This is a genomic window from Streptomyces sp. NPDC091412, from assembly GCF_044756885.1.
In the GTDB taxonomy this organism is placed as follows: domain Bacteria; phylum Actinomycetota; class Actinomycetes; order Streptomycetales; family Streptomycetaceae; genus Streptomyces.
Map to the genome: position 1 here is coordinate 14,255 of NZ_JBIVTV010000034.1, position 20,583 is coordinate 34,837.

Annotated in this window: 12 protein-coding genes and 1 pseudogene; 6 read left to right on the forward strand and 7 right to left on the reverse strand. The window is 73.5% G+C overall.

Going from position 1 to position 20,583, the window contains the following annotated elements; all coding sequences use genetic code 11:
* Nucleotides 1-53 precede the first annotated feature (53 nt).
* The 6 genes from infB to ACIQMV_RS37555 all read left to right on the forward strand — a co-directional run bounded on the left by infB (nucleotide 54) and on the right by ACIQMV_RS37555 (nucleotide 10,165).
* Nucleotides 54-3,110: a translation initiation factor IF-2 gene (infB, locus tag ACIQMV_RS37530; RefSeq protein ID WP_402597565.1), complete on the forward strand. Its 3,057-nt coding sequence runs from the start codon at nucleotides 54-56 to the stop codon at nucleotides 3,108-3,110.
* Between the two features lie 262 nt (nucleotides 3,111-3,372).
* Nucleotides 3,373-3,666: a DUF503 domain-containing protein gene (locus tag ACIQMV_RS37535; RefSeq protein ID WP_100571646.1), complete on the forward strand. Its 294-nt coding sequence runs from the start codon at nucleotides 3,373-3,375 to the stop codon at nucleotides 3,664-3,666.
* Between the two features lie 63 nt (nucleotides 3,667-3,729).
* Nucleotides 3,730-4,182 carry a 30S ribosome-binding factor RbfA gene (gene rbfA / locus ACIQMV_RS37540; protein ID WP_141357777.1) on the forward strand — a complete coding sequence of 151 codons (453 nt, stop codon included), beginning with the start codon at nucleotides 3,730-3,732 and terminating at the stop codon, nucleotides 4,180-4,182.
* Nucleotides 4,179-5,084: a tRNA pseudouridine(55) synthase TruB gene (truB, locus tag ACIQMV_RS37545; RefSeq protein ID WP_402597567.1), complete on the forward strand. Its 906-nt coding sequence runs from the start codon at nucleotides 4,179-4,181 to the stop codon at nucleotides 5,082-5,084. The genes rbfA and truB overlap by 4 nt, the downstream gene beginning before the upstream one ends.
* Before the next feature lie 266 nt (nucleotides 5,085-5,350).
* Nucleotides 5,351-9,022 (forward strand): trypsin-like peptidase domain-containing protein, encoded by a 3,672-nt coding sequence (locus tag ACIQMV_RS37550; protein WP_402597568.1) that lies wholly within the window; start codon nucleotides 5,351-5,353, stop codon nucleotides 9,020-9,022.
* Between the two features lie 186 nt (nucleotides 9,023-9,208).
* A complete protein-coding gene (locus tag ACIQMV_RS37555) occupies nucleotides 9,209-10,165 on the forward strand; it encodes a bifunctional riboflavin kinase/FAD synthetase (RefSeq protein WP_402597569.1) in 957 nt (318 codons plus the stop codon).
* Between the two features lie 132 nt (nucleotides 10,166-10,297).
* Here the strand turns inward: ACIQMV_RS37555 and ACIQMV_RS37560 are convergent, their stop codons facing one another.
* The 7 genes and pseudogenes from ACIQMV_RS37560 to ACIQMV_RS37590 all read right to left on the reverse strand — a co-directional run.
* Nucleotides 10,298-11,338, reverse strand: coding sequence for an ABC transporter ATP-binding protein (locus ACIQMV_RS37560; protein WP_402597570.1), 1,041 nt, complete (start codon nucleotides 11,336-11,338; stop codon nucleotides 10,298-10,300).
* Nucleotides 11,335-12,342: an ABC transporter ATP-binding protein gene (locus ACIQMV_RS37565; RefSeq protein WP_402597571.1), complete on the reverse strand. Its 1,008-nt coding sequence runs from the start codon at nucleotides 12,340-12,342 to the stop codon at nucleotides 11,335-11,337. The genes ACIQMV_RS37560 and ACIQMV_RS37565 overlap by 4 nt, the downstream gene beginning before the upstream one ends.
* A complete protein-coding gene (locus ACIQMV_RS37570) occupies nucleotides 12,339-13,283 on the reverse strand; it encodes an ABC transporter permease (RefSeq protein WP_402597573.1) in 945 nt (314 codons plus the stop codon). Before ACIQMV_RS37570 ends, ACIQMV_RS37565 begins: the two co-directional genes overlap by 4 nt.
* Nucleotides 13,280-14,353 carry an ABC transporter permease gene (locus tag ACIQMV_RS37575; RefSeq protein WP_402597575.1) on the reverse strand — a complete coding sequence of 358 codons (1,074 nt, stop codon included), beginning with the start codon at nucleotides 14,351-14,353 and terminating at the stop codon, nucleotides 13,280-13,282. Before ACIQMV_RS37575 ends, ACIQMV_RS37570 begins: the two co-directional genes overlap by 4 nt.
* 14 nt (nucleotides 14,354-14,367) lie before the next feature.
* A complete protein-coding gene (locus tag ACIQMV_RS37580) occupies nucleotides 14,368-16,248 on the reverse strand; it encodes an ABC transporter substrate-binding protein (protein WP_402597576.1) in 1,881 nt (626 codons plus the stop codon).
* Nucleotides 16,249-16,563: 315 nt separating this feature from the next.
* Complete coding sequence (locus ACIQMV_RS37585) at nucleotides 16,564-19,674, reverse strand: AAA family ATPase (RefSeq protein ID WP_402597583.1); 3,111 nt, start codon at nucleotides 19,672-19,674, stop codon at nucleotides 16,564-16,566.
* A gap of 495 nt (nucleotides 19,675-20,169) precedes the next feature.
* Nucleotides 20,170-20,301, reverse strand: a pseudogene (locus ACIQMV_RS37590) (SCO5717 family growth-regulating ATPase); the annotation flags it as partial.
* Nucleotides 20,302-20,583: the final 282 nt, after the last annotated feature.

Genomic DNA, 20,583 nt, shown 5'->3' on the forward strand with positions numbered 1-20,583 from the left:
ACGCCCATGAACTAGCGACGGTCCGGCCGCAACCCGGACCTAAAAGGAGCGAAGTGGCTAAGGTCCGGGTCTACGAACTCGCCAAGGAGTTCGGTGTGGAGAGCAAGGTCGTCATGGCCAAGCTCCAGGAACTCGGTGAATTCGTCCGATCGGCGTCCTCGACGATCGAGGCGCCCGTAGTACGCAAACTGACTGACGCCTTCCAGCAGGGCAACGGCAGCGGCAGGTCCGCCGCGAAGCCGGGTGCCCCGAAGAAGGCCGCCCCCAGGCCCGCCGCGCCGTCTCCGGCGCAGGCCGGGGGTCCCTCCCGCGCCGTCAAGGCGGCGGGGGAGCGTCCGGCCGCGCCCAAGCCGCCGGCCGCGCCCAAGCCCGCCCCGGCGCAGCAGCCCGCGGCCCCGGCGGCGTCCGCGCCGACCCCCGGCCCGCGTCCGGTGCCGGGTCCCAAGCCCGCGCCGCGTCCGGCTCCGGCCGCGCCCACCACGCCGGAGTTCACCGCTCCGCCGTCGGCTCCGTCGGCTCCGTCGCCGGCCGCGCCGAAGCCCGGCGCCCGTCCGGGCGCCCCGAAGCCCGGTGGCCGTCCCGGCCAGGGCCAGGGTCAGCGTCCGGGCCAGGGTGCCGCGCGCCCCGGTGGCCAGGGTCAGCGTCCGGGCGCCCGTCCGGCCGGTCCGCGTCCGGGCAACAACCCCTTCACCTCCGGTGGCTCCACCGGCATGGCGCGCCCGCAGGCGCCGCGTCCGCAGGGCCAGCGGCCCGGCGGCCCCGGTGCTCCCGGCGCCGGTCCGCGTCCGCAGGGCCCCGGTGCCCAGGGCGGCGGTCCGCGTCCGCAGGCTCCGGGCGGTCCGCGCCCGACCCCGGGCTCGATGCCCCGTCCGCAGGGCGGTCCGCGTCCGGGCGGTCCGCGCCCGAACCCCGGCATGATGCCGCAGCGTCCCGCTGCCGGCCCGCGTCCCGGCCCCGGTGGCGGCGGTCGTGGCCCGGGTGGTGCGGGTCGTCCCGGCGGTGCCGGTCGTCCCGGTGGCGGCGGCGGTTTCGCCGGTCGTCCCGGTGGTGGCGGCGGTGCCGGTCGTCCCGGTGGCGGCGGCGGTTTCGCCGGTCGTCCCGGTGGTGGCGGCGGCTTCGGCGGTGGCGGCGGTGGCCGTCCCGGCTTCGGCGGCCGTCCGGGTGGTCCCGGTGGCCGTGGTGGCACGCAGGGCGCCTTCGGCCGTCCCGGCGGTCCCGCGCGCCGTGGCCGCAAGTCGAAGCGGCAGAGGCGCCAGGAGTACGAGGCCATGCAGGCCCCGTCGGTCGGCGGCGTGATGCTGCCTCGCGGCAACGGCGAGACCATTCGCCTGTCGCGCGGTGCGTCGCTCACCGACTTCGCGGAGAAGATCAACGCCAACCCGGCGTCGCTCGTCGCGGTCATGATGAACCTGGGCGAGATGGTCACGGCCACGCAGTCCGTGTCCGACGAGACGCTCCAGCTCCTCGCCGACGAGATGAACTACCAGGTTCAGATCGTCAGCCCCGAGGAGGAGGACCGCGAGCTGCTCGAGTCCTTCGACCTGGAGTTCGGCGAGGACGAGGGCGGCGAGGAGGACCTGGTCGTCCGCCCGCCGGTCGTCACCGTCATGGGTCACGTCGACCACGGAAAGACCCGACTGCTCGACGCCATCCGCAAGACGAACGTCATCGCGGGCGAGGCCGGCGGCATCACCCAGCACATCGGTGCCTACCAGGTCGCGACCGAGGTCAACGGCGAGGGCCGGGCGATCACCTTCATCGACACCCCGGGTCACGAGGCGTTCACCGCCATGCGTGCCCGCGGTGCCCGGTCGACGGACATCGCCATCCTGGTCGTCGCGGCCAACGACGGCGTCATGCCGCAGACGGTCGAGGCGCTCAACCACGCCAAGGCGGCCGACGTCCCGATCGTGGTCGCGGTCAACAAGATCGACGTCGAGGGCGCCGACCCGACCAAGGTGCGCGGTCAGCTGACCGAGTACGGCCTGGTGGCCGAGGAGTACGGCGGCGACACGATGTTCGTCGACATCTCCGCCAAGCAGGGTCTGCACATCGACTCGCTGCTGGAAGCGGTCGTCCTGACCGCCGACGCCTCGCTCGACCTGCGGGCCAACCCGAAGCAGGACGCGCAGGGCATCGCGATCGAGTCCCGCCTCGACCGCGGCCGCGGTGCCGTGGCGACGGTGCTCGTCCAGCGAGGCACGCTGCGGGTCGGCGACACCATGGTGGTCGGCGACGCGTACGGCCGTGTCCGGGCGATGCTCGACGACAACGGCAACAACGTGGCCGAGGCCGGCCCGTCGACGCCGGTGCAGGTCCTGGGTCTGACCAACGTCCCGGGTGCGGGCGACAACTTCATCGTGGTGGACGAGGACCGTACGGCCCGTCAGATCGCGGAGAAGCGTGCCGCCCGTGAGCGCAACGCCGCGTTCGCCAAGCGCGTCCGCCGCGTCTCGCTCGAGGACCTGGACAAGGTGCTCAAGGCCGGCGAGGTCCAGCAGCTCAACCTCATCATCAAGGGCGACGCGTCCGGTGCGGTCGAGGCCCTCGAGTCCTCGCTGCTCCAGCTCGACGTCGGCGAAGAGGTCGACATCCGCGTCCTGCACCGCGGTGTGGGTGCGGTCACGGAGTCGGACATCGACCTGGCCATGGGCTCCGACGCCATCGTGATCGGCTACAACGTGCGCGCCGCCGGGCGTGCCGCGCAGATGGCCGAGCGCGAGGGTGTGGACGTCCGGTACTACTCGGTCATCTACCAGGCGATCGAGGAGATCGAGGCGGCCCTCAAGGGCATGCTCAAGCCGGAGTACGAGGAGGTCGAGCTCGGCACGGCGGAGATCCGCGAGGTCTTCCGTTCGTCCAAGCTGGGCAACATCGCGGGTGTGCTCATCCGCTCCGGCGAGGTCAAGCGCAACAGCAAGGCGCGCCTCCTCCGCGACGGCAAGGTCATCGCGGAGAACCTCAACATCGAGGGTCTGCGTCGCTTCAAGGACGACGTCACCGAGATCCGCGAAGGCTACGAGGGTGGTATCAACCTCGGAAACTTCAACGACATCAAGGTCGACGACGTCATCGCGACGTACGAGCTCCGCGAGAAGCCGCGGGCGTAACGCCGCAGACACCCGTGCCGGCCGACGGGACCACTCCCGTCGGCCGGCACGGCCGTGTCCGGGGCCGCTGGGCCCAGGGCCCCGCGAGCCGTGCGGGGCGCGAAGCCCCGCCCGCCCCGGCAGCGGGAGACCCTCGTCCCACCCGGGCCGCGGAAAACCCCGTCGAGTCACCGGCGGGGTTCGCGGTACCGTTCTTGATGTCCCTGTCCACCGAGAGGGCAGGACCATCGACCCCGTACCGGCGGGCAACCCGGGCACACACATGTACGTGGGGACTCTGTCCTTCGACCTGCTCCTCGGCGACGTCCACTCGCTGAAGGAGAAGCGTTCCGTCGTCCGCCCGATCGTCGCCGAGCTCCAGCGCAAGTACGCGGTGAGCGCGGCGGAGGTGGACCACACGAACCTCCACCGGCGGGCCGTCATCGGTCTCGCCGCGGTCTCCGGCGACGCGACGCACCTGACCGACGTGCTGGACCGGTGCGAACGGCTGGTCGCCGGCCGTCCCGAGGTGGAGCTGCTGTCCGTCAGACGCCGCTTCCACGGCGAGGACGACTAGACCGCACCCCACCGCACCATCCACACCGCACAAGCAGAAGAAGAAAGAACGGGAGACGGACCAGTGGCCGACAACGCGCGGGCGAAAAGGCTGGCGGACCTCATCCGAGAGGTGGTGGCCCAGAAGCTGCAACGCGGGATCAAGGACCCGCGGCTCGGCTCGCACGTCACCATCACGGACACCCGGGTCACGGGTGACCTGCGGGAGGCGACCGTCTTCTACACCGTCTACGGAGACGAAGAGGAGCGGAAGGCCGCGGCCGCGGGCCTGGAGAGCGCCAAGGGCATCCTGCGCTCCGAGGTCGGCCGGGCGGCCGGAGTGAAGTTCACCCCGACCCTCGCCTTCGTCGCGGACGCCCTGCCGGACACCGCCCGGAACATCGAGGACCTCCTCGACAAGGCCCGTGCCTCCGACGCGAAGGTGCGCGAGACGTCCGCCGGTGCCACGTACGCCGGTGAGGCGGACCCGTACAAGAAGCCGGAGTCCGACGACGGGACGGACGACACCACCGCATGACCAGCAAGCCCACCCCGCCCGACGGCCTCGTCATCGTCGACAAGCCGTCGGGCTTCACTTCGCACGACGTCGTGGCCAAGATGCGCGGCATCGCCAGGACTCGCCGGATCGGCCACGCGGGCACCCTCGACCCCATGGCGACCGGTGTGCTCGTGCTCGGCGTGGAGAAGGCCACCAAGCTCCTCGGCCACCTCGCGCTGACCGAGAAGGAGTACCTCGGCACCGTCCGGCTCGGCCAGAACACGATCACCGACGACGCCGAGGGCGAGATCACCTCCGCCACGGACGCCTCCAAGGTCACCCGGGACGCCGTCGACGCCGTCGTCGCCAAGCTGACCGGCGACATCATGCAGGTGCCGTCCAAGGTCAGCGCCATCAAGATCAACGGCGTGCGGTCGTACAAGCGGGCCCGGGAGGGCGAGGAGTTCGAGATCCCGGCCCGGCCGGTGACCGTCTCCTCCTTCAGCGTCCACGACGTCCGCGACGCGGTCGCCGACGACGGCACCCCCGTGCTCGACCTGGTGGTGTCCGTGGTCTGCTCCTCCGGCACCTACATCCGCGCCCTCGCCCGCGACCTGGGCGCCGACCTCGGCGTCGGCGGCCACCTCACCGCGCTGCGCCGCACCCGGGTCGGTCCGTACAAGCTGGACTCCGCCAGGACGCTGGACCAGCTCCAGCAGGAGCTGACCGTGATGCCGATCGGCGAGGCGGCCGCCGCGGCGTTCCCCCGCTGGGACGTCGACGCCCGGCGCGCCCGGCTGCTCATCAACGGCGTACGGCTGGAGGTGCCCGACGAGTACGCGGGCGCCGGTGCCGTCGCCGTCTACGGCCCCGGCGGCCGTCTCCTCGCGCTCGTGGAGGAACAGCGGGGCAAGGCCAAGAGCCTGGCCGTCTTCGGCTGACCGCGCGCGGCGGTGCCCGTGGAGCGGCGCCCGTGGAGCGGCGAATACAGGGTGTTCCTCAGCCGCCGCTCCACGGTCCCGTCCCCCCTCGGTTCCCCCACCCATGAGCTTTATCCAGCGGCACGCGCCCATTCACCCGGCCGTGCGGGCGCTCGGAGTGAACCGGGGGAGTGCAGGGGGGCGCGTTCGCCGCTCGGCCTGTCCCGCTGATCATCCGCCGCCTACCGTCGAGGGTAGGCACGGCGGTACGGCGGGGAGGTTCGGGCATGGATGGGCGGGACCTCCATGAATCCACACAGGCGCATGGATCACAGGGATCCCGCCCCGGCCGCCACGCGCTCCGGCCCGCCGGGAGCCGACAGGAACCGGACGGCACGATCCGGCGGCAGGCGGCGACGGAAGCCCGGGACCGCGCTCTGGACCGCTCCCTCGTCCGCATCCGCGACCTGACGGGACGGCCCCGCGGCACCGGCTTCGCGGCCGACCACCGGGGCACGGTGATCACCAGCCACGAGGCGGTCGACGGACTGTCCCGGCTCGTGCTGCACGCTCCCGGCGCGGGCGAGCGCTCCTGCGTGGTGACGGCCGACGCGATCACCGCGCTGCCCGCCCTGAACCTGGCCCTCGTCCGCACCGAGGGCCTCGGCGTGGAGCCGCTTCCCGTCACCGTGCGGGACGGCGTCCGCAGCGGCACCTACGTCCGGATCGCGGCCGACCGCTGGCGCGAGGCCCGCGTGCTCGGCGCGGCCGCGGTGACGTACACGACCGCGGACCACTCCCATCTCCTCGACGACGTCACGGAGTTGGCGATCGGCACGGCGGGCCGCGACGCGCTCCGGCTGGGCGGCGGGGCCGCCGGGGGACCGGTCCTCGACATGACGACCGGCACGGTGGTCGCCGTCCTCGGCACGGCCCTGGAGTCCGGCCGCGGCGACGCCGGCTTCGCGGTACCGCTGCGCCGCCCCTGCGAGGGCCCCCTGGCCGACCTCCTCAGCCGCAACGCCGCCACGGTCGCCGCCTACGGCCCCGACCTGAACCTGGCGGCGGTCCTCGAACTCACGGCCACCTCCCTGGCCCAGGACGGCCCCGCCGGAGCCCTGCCGTTCCCCCACCGGGGACCGTGCGGTCCCGGATCGCCCGCCGGACCGGTCGAACGCGCCGCCGTCGCGGGGGAGCTGGCCGCGTTCGGTGCCGGCCGGGCCGCCGTGCTCGGGCTCGTCGGGGACTCCGGAAGCGGCCGTACGACGGAGCTCGCGGCGCTGGCCGGCCGTCGTGCCGGCGGCGGTTCCCCCGCGCCCACCCTGTGGCTCCGCGGGGCCGATCTGCTGGCCACCGACACCTCGGTCGCCGACGCGGTGGGCCGGGCGCTGGACCGGGCGGCCCGGATCGTCGCGTCCTCCCGGTCGCCCCTGCCCACCGAGCTCACCGACCTCACCCCGGAACGCGTCGCCCGCCTCGCCCGCGCCCACGGCCGTCCCCTCCTGCTCCTCCTCGACGGACCCGAGGAGATGCCGCCCGCTCTGGCCGACCGGCTCCCCGAGTGGACCGAGGGAACCGCGCGGTGGCTGCGCGGCACGGGGGTACGGCTGGTGGTGGCCTGCCGTGAGGCGTACTGGGAGGCGGCGGGAGCGCGATTCCCGGCGGACCTGCTCCACACCCCGGTCACGGCGGGGGCGGGTACGGACGGCGGCACCGGCCATCTGCCGCCCTGTCTGCGCCTCGGCGGCCTCACCCCCGCCGAGGCCCACGAGGCCCGCGCCCGCCACGGCATCCCGGACGGCACACTGGTGGACGCCGCCGCCCGCCACCCGCTCACCCTCCGGCTCCTGGCGGAGGTGCGCGCCGCCCTCCCCGACGCCGCCGACCACCCCCCGCTCGACCGTGACGACGTCCTCGCCGCCCACCTGGACCTGATGTGCCTGCGCATCGCCGTCCGCCTCGCCGCGGAGAACGGTCTGCGCGGCACCGCGGTACGTCGGCTGGCGGCGAGGGTCTCCGGCCAGGTGCACGAGGCCGCCCGCCGCAGCCTCGGCCAGGGGGAACTGGACCGGGCGGCGTTCGAGGAACTGTTCCCCCGGGGACCCGCCCCGGCCCGCCTCGGCGGCGGCACCGGTTGGGCGGCGGCCGTTCTCACCGAGGGCCTCCTCGTGCCGGCGGGCGACGGCTACCGCTTCGCGCACGAGGAGCTCGCCGACTGGATCCAGGGCACCCACCTCGACCTGGACGAGGCCCTGCGCGTCCTGGTCCACCGGCGGCACACACCCGGTACGCCGCGCCGCCCGCAGCCCGTTCCGCACCACCGCATCGGACCCGTCGTCCAGGCCCTGCTTCTCCTGGCCCGCCAGCACGGCACACGCCGACTCGCGGTCCGGCTCGAGGAGTTGCTGTGCGCCCTCGACACCGACCCGCACTCCTGGTGGGCGTCCCGCCTCCTCGCCGGCGTACTGCTGCGCGTGGCGGACGCGACACCGTACCTCCGCGTGCTGCGGCTGCTCGCCGAGCGGATCGTGGTGTGGCAGCAGTGCGACCTGCCTGTGCCGCCAGGCTTCGGGCCGGGTTTCTGGACCGCTCTGCACCTGTCGGACGCCGACCGCTGCGACCTGTTCAGGCGCCTCCTCCTCGCCGACGGCGCGTCGCGGGACACCCACGGCGCGAGCGGCGGACCCCGCCGCCCGTCCCGGTACCTGGACGCCGTCGCGCGCCTCCTCACCGCCGACCCCGCCGCCGTGCAACCGCACCTCACGCGCTGGTTCCACGACGAGCGCCCGCTGCCCGCCACGCCGCACGCCACCGTGGCCACGGCCGCCCAGGCCCTGCTCCACACCCACCGCGACCGCGCCCCGGACGACCTCACCGACACGCTGGCCGGGTGCGCCCACCCGCGCGCCGAGGAACTGCTGGCCGTACTCGCCGAGGAGGAGCCGTCCGCGCTGTGCCGGGCCGTGGACCGGTGGGCGCACGACGACCGCCCGGCGCTGAGGGCGGCGGCCCTGACGTATGGCCTGCGCACCGCGCCCCGGGCTCGCACCGAGGCCGACCGCGAACTGCTGCGCCACGCCGCCCTCACCCTGCTCGGCCACCCCGCCGACTCCGCCCTGCACGGCGGCGCGCTCGCCCTCCTTGTCCGGGATCCGCACACCCGCGCCCGCCATCTGCCGCAGGCGCTGCGGTACTTCGCGGCGGGCGACCCGCACCTGCCGCCGAGCACGCTGGCGCCCGCCCTGACCACCCACCCCGAGGCGGTCCTCGCCGCCATCGGCGCGTGCCTGCGCCGGGGCACCGGCATCGGTGAGGTCCTGTGCGCCCTGGGCGACGTCGCCACACCGGCGCTCGCCCGCCGGGTCGCCGTCCTGGTCCGCGAGGCGGTGACACGGCACCCGGAGGCCGCCGGGCCGGTGGCGGCGTACGTCGACCACCGCCTGGACGACGACCCCGCCGCCCGCTCGGTGCTGTTCCCCCTGGTCGCAGGCCTCCTCGACGGCGGCGGGGAGGGGCGCGACGGCGGTGAGGGCGAGGGCGCCGGCGACCGGGGCCATCGGGACCACGGCGGCCCGGAGCGGTTGCGTTCCGCGCTGGCCACCGTGCTCGCCGCCCCCGGCACCCCGGCCTCCCGCCCGCTGCGCCGGGAGCTGCTCGACTTCCTCCTGGCCCACGAGGGCGCCCCGGCCGTCCTGGACGCGGTACTGCGCGCCGCCGCCTCCACCGCCGAGGAGGACCTGCGCGGCCTCGTCCACCGCGTCGGCCTACTCCTCGTCCGCACCCCCGACGGCGCGGCCGTGTTCGACCGGGGACTGGTGGACCTGGGCCGGCACGTGCCCGGTTTCGCCGATCGCGCGGCCAGCTGGCTGACCGACGCGCCGGAGGACTGGGCCGTGGTGGTGGGTCCCAGCGCCCGCCGGATGATCGAGAACATGGCGGGCGTACCCGTCCCGGCCTGACCGCGCACCCGTCTCCGTCGTCGACGCACCCGTCCTCGCCCGACGACGTGCGCCCGATCACAGCCCCCATGCCGATGCAGGCGGCGACCGCCGGGCATGGCACCCTTAGACCTGCGGACAAGGCAGCAAGAACAACTAGGACAACCCGAGACGACACGGACACGGGTTCGACGAGGAGCGGTCACAGTGCAGCGCTGGCGTGGCTTGGAGGACATCCCCCAGGACTGGGGGCGCAGCGTCGTCACCATCGGCTCCTACGACGGAGTCCACCGCGGACACCAGCTGATCATCGAACACGCCGTGGACCGCGCCCGCCAACTGGGCGTCCCGGCCGTCGTCGTCACCTTCGACCCGCACCCCAGCGAGGTCGTGCGACCCGGCAGCCACCCGCCGCTGCTCGCCCCGCACCACCGCCGTGCCGAACTGATGGCCGGACTGGGCGTGGACGCGGCCCTCGTCCTGCCCTTCACCGCCGAGTTCTCGAAGCTGTCCCCGGCCGACTTCGTCGTCAAGGTGCTGGTCGACAAGCTGCACGCCAAAGCCGTCGTCGAGGGCCCGAACTTCCGCTTCGGGCACAAGGCGGCCGGCAACGTCGAGTTCCTGGCCGAGCAGGGCAAGACCTACGACTTCGAGGTCGAGGTCGTCGACCTGTACGTCACCGGAGAGGCGGGCGGCGGCGAGCCGTTCTCCTCGACCCTGACCCGCCGACTGGTCGCCGAGGGCGACGTCCAGGGCGCCCGGGAGATCCTGGGCCGCCCGCACCGGGTCGAGGGCGTCGTGGTCCGCGGTGCCCAGCGCGGCCGTGAGCTGGGCTTCCCCACGGCCAACGTCGAGACCCTCCCGCACACCGCGATCCCCGCCGACGGCGTCTACGCCGGTTATCTGCACGCCCAGGGCGAGGTCATGCCCGCCGCGATCTCCGTGGGCACGAACCCGCAGTTCGACGGCACCGAACGCACGGTGGAGGCGTACGCCATCGACCGGGTGGGCCTCGACCTGTACGGCCTGCACGTCGGCGTCGACTTCCTGGACTTCGTCCGCGGCCAGGCGAAGTTCGACTCGCTGGAGGCATTCCTGGAGACGATGGCCGAGGACGTCGAGAAGTGCCGGCGGCTCGTCGCGGCGGACGCCAAGACGGTGTAGCGGGAGCGGAGGTCGCTCCGCCGCCGGTAGCCTCGACCGGCGACCGGCGACCGGCGACCGGCGACCGGCGACCGGCGACCGGCGACCGGCGACCGGCGACCGGCGACCGGCGACCGGCGACCGGCGACCGGCCTACGCCTCCGTCTGTGCCCCTGCCCCTTCGTGGGCTCCTGCCTCTTCCTCGGCCCCGGCCCCGGCCGAGGCACGCGCCCAGTGGCACGCCACCTGTGCCTCCCCGCCCCCGCCCAGGATCTCCAGGTCCCGGCCGCGGCACGCGTGCGCGACGCCCGCCCGCTCGGCCTCGCCGCTCGCCAGGATCTGGCAGCGGACGTGGAAGCGGCAGCCGGAGGGGATCCGGGACGGGTCCGGGGGCTCGCCCGCCAGGACGACCGGATCTCCGGGCGCCTCGGGCAGTACGGACAGCAGGGCCTGGGTGTACGGGTGCCGGGGAGCGGTCAGGACCTGCTCCACCTCGCCGGTCTCCACGATCCGGCCGAGGTACATCACCGCGACCCGGTCCGCGATGTTCCAGGCCAGCCCCAGGTCGTGCGTCACCACCAGCGCGGACAGGCCGAGTTCGGCGCGCAGCCGCAGCAGCAGGGCCAGGATCTCGCCGCGCACCGAGGCGTCCAGGGAGGCCACCGGCTCGTCGGCGACCAGGAGTTCCGGCTCCAGCACCAGGGCGCCCGCGATGACCACGCGCTGGCGCTGCCCCCCGGACAACTCGTGCGGGTAGCGCAGGAAGAAGCGCTCGGGCGGCCGCAGCCCCGCCCGCGCCAGGGCCCCGGCGACCGCCGCCCGCTCGTCCCCGCGGTACCCGTGGACGCGCAGCCCCTCGGCCACGGCGTCGTACACCGTGTGCCGCGGGTTGAGCGAGCCGCTCGGGTCCTGGAGCACCAGTTGGGCCCGCTTGCGGTACGCCTTCAGCGCGCGCGAGGAGTAGTCGAGCGGGGCGCCGTCGAACGTGACGCGGCCCGCGGTCGGCGGCACCAGACCGAGCAGGGAGCGGGCCAGCGTCGTCTTGCCGCAGCCCGACTCGCCGACCAGCGCCACGATCTCGCCGCGCCGGATGTCGAGGTCGACCCCGTCCACGGCCCGGGCCGCGGCCCCGCCCCGCCGGCCCGGGAACACGACCCGCAGCCCCTCGACGCTCAGCAGCGAGGATGTGGTCATGGCGTGCTGCTCCTCACGTCGTCCTCCGTCGTCTCCGCTTCCGGCGCCCCCGCCCGCGCGTCCACGTGGACGCAGGCCGCCCGCCGGCGCGGGCCCGCATCCCTCAGGAACTGGTCCCGGGTGCCGCACAGGTCGAGGGCGACCGGGCAGCGGGGGTGGAAGGCGCAGCCGGAGGGGACGGCGGACGGGTCCGGGGGATCGCCCGCCAGTCCGCGGGGGGCGAAGCGGGACGCCGGGTCGCCGATGCGGGGGAACGCCTCCGACAGGGCCCTGCCGTAGGGATGCCTGGCGTTCTCGTAGACCTGCCGGGCCGGACCCTCCTCCACCACGCGGCCCGCGTACATGACCGCCAGCCGGTCGCAGGTGTCGGCCAGCACGGCGAGGTCGTGGCTGATCATGAGCAGGCCCAGGTCCTGCTCGCTCACGAGCCGTTCGATCAGGCGCAGGATCTGCGCCTGGATCATCACGTCGAGCGCGGTGGTGGGCTCGTCGGCGATGACCAGCCGCGGGTCGCAGGCCAGCGCCATCGCGATCATCACGCGCTGCCGCTGTCCGCCGGACAACTCGTGCGGGTAGGCGCCGGCCCGCGCGGCCGGCAGCCCCACCTGCTCCAGCAGTTCACCGGTCTTCTTCCGCGCGCCGGCCGGCGTGGCCCTGCGGTGCAGCAGGATCGGCTCGGCGATCTGGTCGCCGACGCGGTGCACGGCGTTGAGCGAGTGCATCGCGCCCTGGAAGACGATCGACGCCCCCGCCCAGCGCACCGCCCGCACCCGGCCCCACTTCATGGCCAGCACGTCCTCGCCGTCGAGCAGGATCTCGCCGCCGACCCGGGTCCCGGCCGGCAGCAGCCGCAGCAGCGCCAGCGCCAGCGTGGACTTGCCGCAGCCGGACTCGCCCGCGATGCCGAGCTTCTCGCCGGACGCGAGCGCGAGGTCCACCCCGCGCACCGCGGCCGCCCCCGACGGATACGTCACTTCCAGATCGCGCACCTCGAGCAGGTTCAACGGGACACCCCCAGCCTGGGGTTGAGAACGGCCTCGACGGCCCGCCCGCACAGGGTGAACGCCAGCGCGACGACCGCGATGGCGATGCCCGGCGGCACCAGGTACCACCAGTCGCCGGAGCTGACCGCGCCGGCCTCGCGCGCGTCCTGGAGCAGCCCGCCCCAGGAGACGACCGTCGGGTCGCCGAGCCCGAGGAAGGCGAGCGTCGCCTCCGCCAGGATCGCCGAGGAGATGATCAGGGTGGTCTGGGCGAGGACCAGCGGCATGACGTTGGGCAGCACATGCCGGGACATCACGTGCCAGTGGCCGCCGCCGAGCGCCTTGGCCCGTTCGATGTACGGCCGTGACTCCACCGCCAGCGTCTGCGCCCGTACCAGACGGGCGGTGGTCGGCCAGGTGGTGACGCCGATCGCCAGGATGATCGTGCCCAGTGAGCGGGACATCACGGTGGCCAGCGCGATGGCGAGCACCAGCGTCGGCATCACCAGGAACCAGTCGGTGATCCGCATCATCACGGCGGCGTACCAGCCGCGGAAGTGCCCGGCGGTGATGCCGATGACCGCCCCGATGGCCACCGACAGCACGGCGGCGAGCAGTCCGACCAGCAGCGAGACGCGCGAGCCCCAGATCAGCAGGCCCAGCAGGTTCCTCCCGAACTGGTCGGTGCCCAGCGGGAAGTGGGCGCTCGGACTCTCCAGCGGCCTGCCGGGCGCGTCGGTCACGCTCTGCACGTCCGCCCCGACGGTCAGCGGCGCGGTCAACGCGACCAGCGCGCACAGCACGAGGGCGGCGAGGCCCACCAGGCCGGCCCGGTGCGTCCGGTACTGCCGCCAGAAGCGGACGACCGAGGCCCGGCGGCGCTGCCGGGCGAGCGCGCGGGGGCCGGGGCCGGAACCAGGCGCCTGGTCCGGGCCGGCGGTCGTGGCGGTGTCGGTGGTCATCGGCCCACCCTCGGGTCGAGCAGCGGATACAGGACGTCGGCAAGGGTGTTCATCACGATCACCGCCGCGGCGAAGACGAAGAACAGCCCCTGCACCAGCGGCAGATCGGGCACGCTCAGCGCCTGGTAGAACAGCCCGCCCAGACCCGGCCAGGAGAACACGGTCTCGACGAGGATCACTCCCGCGACCGTCCGCCCCAGGTTGACGAAGATCAGCGTCACGGTCGGCAGCAGCGCGTTCGGCACGGCGTGCCGCCGTCGTACGACGTCGTCGCGAAGCCCCTTGGCGCGCGCGGTCGTCAGATAGTCGCTGCCCATCTCGTCCAGCAGTGCCGACCGCGTGACCAGCAACGTCTGCCCGTACTCGACCGCGACCAGCGTCAGCACCGGCAGCACGAGGTGGTGGGCGACGTCGGCGGCGTACGCGAAGCCCTCCTTGCCGCCCGACTCCATGCCCCCGGTCGGGAACAGGCCCGGGATGGGGCCCACACCGACCGAGAGCACGATGATGAGCAGCAGCCCCAGCCAGAACGCGGGAATCGAGTAGAGCGTCAGCGCCAGCCCCGTGTTGAGGCGGTCGCCGAGCCCGCCGTGCCGCCAGGCGGAACGGGTGCCGAGGAGGATCCCGAGGGCGGTGTAGAGCACGAAGGCCGTACCGGTCAGCAGCAGGGTGTTCGGCAGTGCCTCGGTGATCTTGTCGATGACCGGCGTGCGGAACTGGTACGAGGTCCCCAGGTCCCCGGTCAGCGCCTTGCCGCAGTAGTCCGTGAACTGCCGCCACATCGGCAGGTCGAGCCCGAACTCCCTCCGGTAGGCGGCGAGCTGCTGCGAGGAGACGGGCCGGCCGGCGGTCATGAACTTCACCGGGTCGCCCGGGATCAGCCGGAAGAGGAAGAAACTGGTGACGAGGACGGCGAGCAGTGACACGGCCGCACCGGCCAGCTTGCCCGCCGCGTACCGCAGATAGGCGGTACCGGTCCGCGCCCGGGGGTCGCGGCCCGCCGCCGGTCCGGACTTCCCCGGATCGGCGGCGGGCCCTTCGACCAGCGCGGGTGTCGCTTCAGCGGTCATTGTGCGCTCACTGCCTATTCGCGGTCTTCTGCCGTTGCCCGGCGGCGCACCGCGAAGAGCGCCGCGAGGCCGCCGAGGACGACGACGCCGGCGACGATCGCGATGATGACGCCCGTCGACGTGGAACCGCCCGAGGAATCGTCGGAGTTCGCCGGAACGGCCGACCACCAGCTCCAGTAGCCGTCCTGGCCGTAGATGTTGCCCGCCTTGGCCGGCATGGTGGTGATCGACTCGATCTGGTCCGTGCGGTAGGCCTCGACGGCGTTCGGATAGGCCATGACGTTCATGTACCCGAGGTCGTACAGCCGCGACTCGATCTGCTTGACCAGGTCCGCCCGCTTGGCGGGGTCGTACTCGGCCAACTGCTGGGCGTACAGCTCGTCGTACTTCTTGTCGCAGATGAAGTTGTCGGTGGCGCCGGTGTCCTTCGGGGTCGCCGGGAGCGCGGCGCAGGTGTGGATGGAGAGCACGTAGTCGGGGTCCGGGTTGACAGACCAGCCGTCGAAGGCGAGGTCGTACTTGCCCGCGAGCCACGGGTCGGTCACGTTGTCCAGGCAGCTGAGCTCGACCCCGATGCCCAGCTTGCCCCACCACTCCTGGAGGTACTTGCCGACCGCCTTGTCGTTGGGGTCGGTGGCGTGGCAGAGCACTCGGTAGTTCAGCGGCTTGCCGTCCTTGCCGACGCGCTTGCCGTCCGCGTTCTGCTGGTAGCCCGCCTCGTCGAGGAGCTGGGCGGCCTTCGCCGGGTCGTACGCCAGCTCCTGGTCCGCCGACGGTTTCCAGAAGTACGACTCGTACCGCGGCGGGATGTAGCCCTGGCCCTCCGCCGCGTGGCCCTGGAAGACCTTGTCCACGATGGTCTGCCGGTCCACCGCCATGAACAGCGCGTGCCGCACCCGCTCGTCCAGCAGGGACGGGTCGCCGTCACCGAACTTCTTGCCGTTCCTGGCCTGGGCGCCCGGGTTGGTGGCGAGGGCGTAGAAGCGGCGGCCGGGGCCCTCGTTGACGTGGATGTCCTTCTCGCCCTTGAGCGAGGCGGCCTGGGCGGGTGTCAGGGCCGGCGAGCCGGCCACGAAGGAGACCTCGCCCTTGCGCAGCGCGGCGACGGCGGCGTCCTGGTCCTTGTAGTACCGGAAGACCAGCTCGTCGAACTTCGGCGCGCCTCGCCAGAAGTTCTTGTTGGCCTCCAGCCGCACATAGCTGTCGGGCTTGTAGCCGGTCAGGACGAACGGCCCGTTCCCGACGATCGGGAAGCTCTTGTCGTTGTTGAACTTGGAGAAGTCGGTGACCTTCTCCCAGACGTGTTTGGGCACGATCGGCACGTCGAGCGCGGTCATCGTGGCCTGCGGTTCCTTCAGCCGGATCACCAGCTGGGTGGGGCTGGGCGCGGTGACCTCGGCGAAGTTGGTGACGAAGTTGCCGTTGGCGGTGGCAGCGCCCTCGTCGGTCATCATCTTGTTGAGCGTCCACGCCGCGTCCTCGGCGGTGGCCTGCTGTCCGTCCGACCACCTGGAGTCGGAGCGGATCGTGTACGTCCAGGTCAGCTTGTCCGGCGACGACTCCCACTTGGTGGCCAGGGCCGGGACGACGTGGGCGTCCTTGGGGTCGTAGTTGGTCAGGTACTCGTACATCAGCCGGTGGACGCTCGTGCTGAGCAGTCGTCCCGCGAGGAAGGGGCTGAGCGAGTCGACGCTCTGCGCGACGGCGACCGTGAGGACCTTCTTGCCCTTCTTGCCCTGCGCGCTCTCCGCGGCGTGGGCCTGCGGCGCGGCCGGAGCGAGGGGGGTCGCGAGCCCGGCCGTGAGGACGAGGGCGGCGATGCCCGCGGCCAGGAGCCGTATGCCCTTCAGGCGGGGGCCGGTACGTCCTCTGCCGTGCTGATCATGTGTCTTCATGGCTCGGTGACCTCGCGTCGTCGCACGCAGAAGACGGTTTGCGTCTTCTGTCGGGCGGGCTTGAACGGGCTTGATCTGGTGACGCCAGCGGAATGAAGTGAGTGTCTATCAGCGGCAGTCTGCGCGCGTCAACGGTATGTCAAACCCCATGTGGCCTGCGGAAATAACGACTTGACCGCGATCTTGCTCCCATTGGTGGAGACCACTGAAGCCTCCCTGGTGAGGGCGTGGCGGCGGAATCCGACCGGTTCTGACTGCGAACACGCGAAGGCCCGCGCCGTGGGGAACGGCGCGGGCCCGGAGGGTGCGGTGGAGCTACTGGTGGGGCGGGGGAGGGGGCGGGGTCTGCCCCTGGGGGTGCTGGGGGTGCTCGGGGTGGTGAGGGGCTTGGGGGTAGGGCTGTGCGGGGTGGCCGGGCCGGCTGGGGTACGGCTGCGGTTGGCCCGGGTACGGCTGACCAGCGCCGGGCTGTTGCTGGGGAGCGAACTGTCCCGGAGTCGGCTGGCCGGGGGCGGGCTGCCCGGGGTACGCCTGGGCCGGGCCGGGGTACGCCTGGGCCGGGCCGGGATGGCCGGGGGCGGGCTGGCCCGGAACCGGCTGCCCGGGGTACGCCTGACCGGGGTACGCCTGACCGGGCGCCGGCTGCCCTGGGTACGGCTGGCCCGGATGAGGTTGTCCCGGAACCGGCTGGCCCGGAACCGGCTGGCCCGGCATCGGCGGGGCCGCGACCGGCGGCGGGTTGCCGTCGGAGGTCCACAGCCCGTGCGCCTGCTGGTGCCGGACGAAGTCCTCCGCGACCATCGCCGCGAGGTTGAAGTACGCCTCCCGCACCTTCGGCCGCATCATGTCGAGGTCGACCTCGGCACCGGCGGACAGATGCTCGTCGAAGGGCACCACGACGACACCGCGGCAACGGGTCTGGAAGTGCGCGACGATGTCGTCCACCTTGATCATCTTGCCGGTCTCGCGCACCCCGGAGATCACCGTGAGGGAACGGGCGACGAGGTCGGCGTACCCGTGCGCCGAGAGCCAGTCCAGCGTCGTACTGGCACTGCTGGCACCGTCCACGGACGGCGTGGAGATGATGATGAGCTGGTCGGCGAGGTCGAGCACACCACGCATGGCGCTGTAGAGCAGACCCGTACCCGAGTCGGTGAGGATGATCGGGTACTGCTTGCCGAGTACGTCGATCGCGCGGCGGTAGTCCTCGTCGTTGAACGTCGTGGACACGGCCGGGTCGACGTCGTTGGCGATGATCTCGAGGCCGGAGGGCGCCTGGGACGTGAACCGCCGGATGTCCATGTAGGAGTTGATGTACGGGATCGCCTGGACGAGGTCACGGATGGTGGCCCCGGTCTCCCGGCGGACCCGGCGGCCGAGCGTGCCGGCGTCCGGGTTGGCGTCGATGGCGAGGATCTTGTCCTGCCGTTCGGTGGCGAGCGTGGAGCCGAGCGCGGTGGTGGTGGTCGTCTTGCCCACGCCGCCCTTGAGGCTGATCACCGCGATGCGGTAGCAGGACAGCACGGGCGTGCGGATCAGGTCCAGCTTCCGCTGCCGCTCGGCCTCCTCCTTCTTCCCGCCGATCCGGAACCGCGGCCCGGGACCGGCAGGACGTGTGCTGCGGGCCTTCTGCTTCTTGTTGTTGAGGAGCCGGTCGGAGGACAGCTCCACGGCCGCGGTGTAACCGAGAGGCGCCGCACCGGGGTTGGTCGGCTGCCGCTGGTCGTGCTGTATCGGCTGCGGCCAACTGGCCCCGAGACGAGGGTCGACGGGCTGCTGCGGGGGAGCCGGCGGCTGGGGCTGAGCACCGTCGGGCTGCGCGGGCTGCTGCGGGAAGCCGTAGCCGCCGGGCTGCGCGGGCGGGTTGGGGACGCCGGGCGGGGCGGCCTGGGCCTGGGGGAACCCGTAGCCGTGCGGCTGCGGCGGCTGCTGTGCGCCCGCCGAGCCCGGAACCGGCGGCTGGACCGCCGCCGAGGGCTGCGCGCCGGGGGTGCCGGGCTGGGGGAAGCCGTAACCGGCTTGAGCGTTGGCCGGGGGCGTGGGAGGTCCGGCTGGGGGCTGGTAGGCGGGCGGTTGCTGCGCGCCGGGGGCGCCGGGGTGGGGGAAGCCGTATCCGGCTTGGGGGTTGGCGGGGGGCGTGGTGGGGCTGGTCGGCGGTTGCTGCGCGCCGGCGGTGCCGGGCTGGGGGAAGCCGTATCCGGGCTGGGGGTTGGCCGGTGGCGTGGGAGGTCCGGCCGGGGGCTGGTGGGCGGGCGGTTGCTGCGCGCCGGGGGCGCCGGGGTGGGGGAAGCCGTATCCGGCTTGGGGGTTGGCCGGGGGTGCGGCGGGAGCGGTCGCCGGCTGCTGGGCGGGCGGTTGCTGCGCACCGGGTTGCGGGAAGCCGTAGCCCTGCTGCGGGGCCGCCGGGGGCGGCGGTGTCGGCGCGGCAGGCGGGTTCCAGGCGGCGGGGGCCGGCTGAGGTGCCTGCGGCTGGAAGGGCGGTTGCTGCACCGGCTGGTGCGGCTGCCCCTGCGGAGCCGCCGACTGCGGCTCGCTGGGCCACTGGGCCGCCGGCGCGGGCGCCGCGGGCCGGTACGACGGCGGCAGGGGCGGCACCGGACCCTGGGGGACCGGCGGCGGAGCCCAGGTGGCGGGCGCGCCCTGCGAGGCCTCGGCTGCCGCGGTCGGGGCCACTTCCTGCGACGCCATGTCCTGGGATTGGGGTGCCGGGGCCTGAGCAATGGCGTCCTGCGGAACCACGTCCTGCGGTGCGGACCCGTGCGGAACCTCGTCTTGAGGATCCTGGTCCTGAGGAACCTCGTCCTGAGGGACCGCGTCCTGCGGCTCCGAGTCCTGCGGGGCGGCGTCCTGCGGCTCCGCGGCGGGCGTGGAGTCTTCGGGAGCGGCGTCCCGTGGGTCGGTGGTGACGGGCTGGGAGACCGCGGCAGCGGATTCCTCGGGCACGTCGTCCGATGCCTCGGCGTCGGACGCCGAGACATCGGAGACACCCGCGGTACCCGCCTCCGCCTCCTCCGGCTCGTCCGTCTCCGCGACCTGGTTCTTCTCGGCCTCCACGTCGCCGGACCCGGAGTCACCGGACACCTCGGCGTCGGAATCCGCCGGGGCCGCGTCCGCGTCCGCGGCGACGTCGCCCGAGTCGATTTCCTCGGCCGCGCCCTCCGCTGCGTCGGAGCCGTCCCGAAGCGCGGTCAGCCCGGTCTCCCCGGACTCGTCCGCCTCGTCGTCCTCCGTCTTGTCGGCCTCGTGAGCCGTGGTCCCGGCGTCGGTCTCGGCCTCTGCCTCGGACTCCGTGTCCGCCACCGCGGCCGACTCGTCCTCCGGGTCCTCGACGTCGGGCACCTCACCCTGCTCGTCGGCCGGCTCCGGCTGCGCCCCGGCGGCCGCCTCCGCCGCCTCCCGCCGCACGGCGACGGCGGAGATCCGCATGGTGGCACCGCTCTCGAGGTCACCGGCCCCGGCACCCGCACCCTGGTCCGCCTGCGGCCGCGCCGCCTGTGCCCCCGGCGACGGGAACCCGCCCACCGGAATGTCCGGCACCGCCGTCGGGGACCCGGCACCGGCCGGGTCCGTCTCCGATGAACCCGTCGCCCGCTGTGGCTCGAACCCGCTCCCCGCCGGCAGCCTCGGCACGGCGATCGGGCTCCCGGCCGGCGGCGGGGGCGGAGTGAAGGGCGCTCCCGGCGCCGGAGGAGGCGGAGGAGGTGTGAAGGGAGCGCCGGGCGCCGCCGTGGCGTGCGGCGGCGGAGTCAGTCCGGGAACCGGACCGCTCGGAGAAGCGGGTCGCGCGGGACCACCCGGCGAGCCCGGCCCACCACCCGGAGAGCCCGGCGCGCCAACGGAAGGACCCCCGGCCGCACCGGCCGCGTCAGCCCCCTGCCCCGCCCCGGATTCCGCCCCGGATCCCGAACCGCTCGACGCGTTCTGCGTGTACCAGGCGGGCGGTGCGTAGTCGATTGTGAACTCGCCCGTCGTCTCGATGGCGGACGCCGCGTCGGGCTGGTCGTCGCCGGGCGTGGCCCAGCCCCCGCGGATCCCGTCCCGATCGCTGCTCACAGTTCCTCCTGGTGTGGTCGAGCACCCTCAATGCCGTGCGGGGGCGACCATTTCTCGTCGTCCTTGGTCGTTCGAGGTCGTCCGATCCACCGACTTCCCCCCGTGACGACGATGTCCGGTCCACGGGTTCTGACATCGCGCCCCCATGTACCAGCCTAATCACCAGGAGACTCACCATGGCAGGCCTGTCCGTCTCGCGACGCCCGCCCACTTGACGACAACCGGCCCGAAATCACCGTATGCAGCAAGGCATTCGCCGGTAAACCGGACACATCCGTGGCC

Excerpts from the sequence above, each read along its gene's own strand:
- ACIQMV_RS37535 (WP_100571646.1), top strand. The coding sequence starts at position 3,373 with ATGTACGTGGGGACTCTGTCCTTCGACCTGCTCCTCGGCGACGTCCAC.
- truB (WP_402597567.1), top strand. The coding sequence starts at position 4,179 with ATGACCAGCAAGCCCACCCCGCCCGACGGCCTCGTCATCGTCGACAAG.
- ACIQMV_RS37550 (WP_402597568.1), top strand. The coding sequence starts at position 5,351 with ATGGATGGGCGGGACCTCCATGAATCCACACAGGCGCATGGATCACAG.
- ACIQMV_RS37560 (WP_402597570.1), bottom strand. The coding sequence starts at position 11,338 with ATGACCACATCCTCGCTGCTGAGCGTCGAGGGGCTGCGGGTCGTGTTC.
- ACIQMV_RS37570 (WP_402597573.1), bottom strand. The coding sequence starts at position 13,283 with ATGACCACCGACACCGCCACGACCGCCGGCCCGGACCAGGCGCCTGGT.
- ACIQMV_RS37575 (WP_402597575.1), bottom strand. The coding sequence starts at position 14,353 with ATGACCGCTGAAGCGACACCCGCGCTGGTCGAAGGGCCCGCCGCCGAT.
- ACIQMV_RS37580 (WP_402597576.1), bottom strand. The coding sequence starts at position 16,248 with ATGAAGACACATGATCAGCACGGCAGAGGACGTACCGGCCCCCGCCTG.
- ACIQMV_RS37585 (WP_402597583.1), bottom strand. The coding sequence starts at position 19,674 with ATGCGGATCTCCGCCGTCGCCGTGCGGCGGGAGGCGGCGGAGGCGGCC.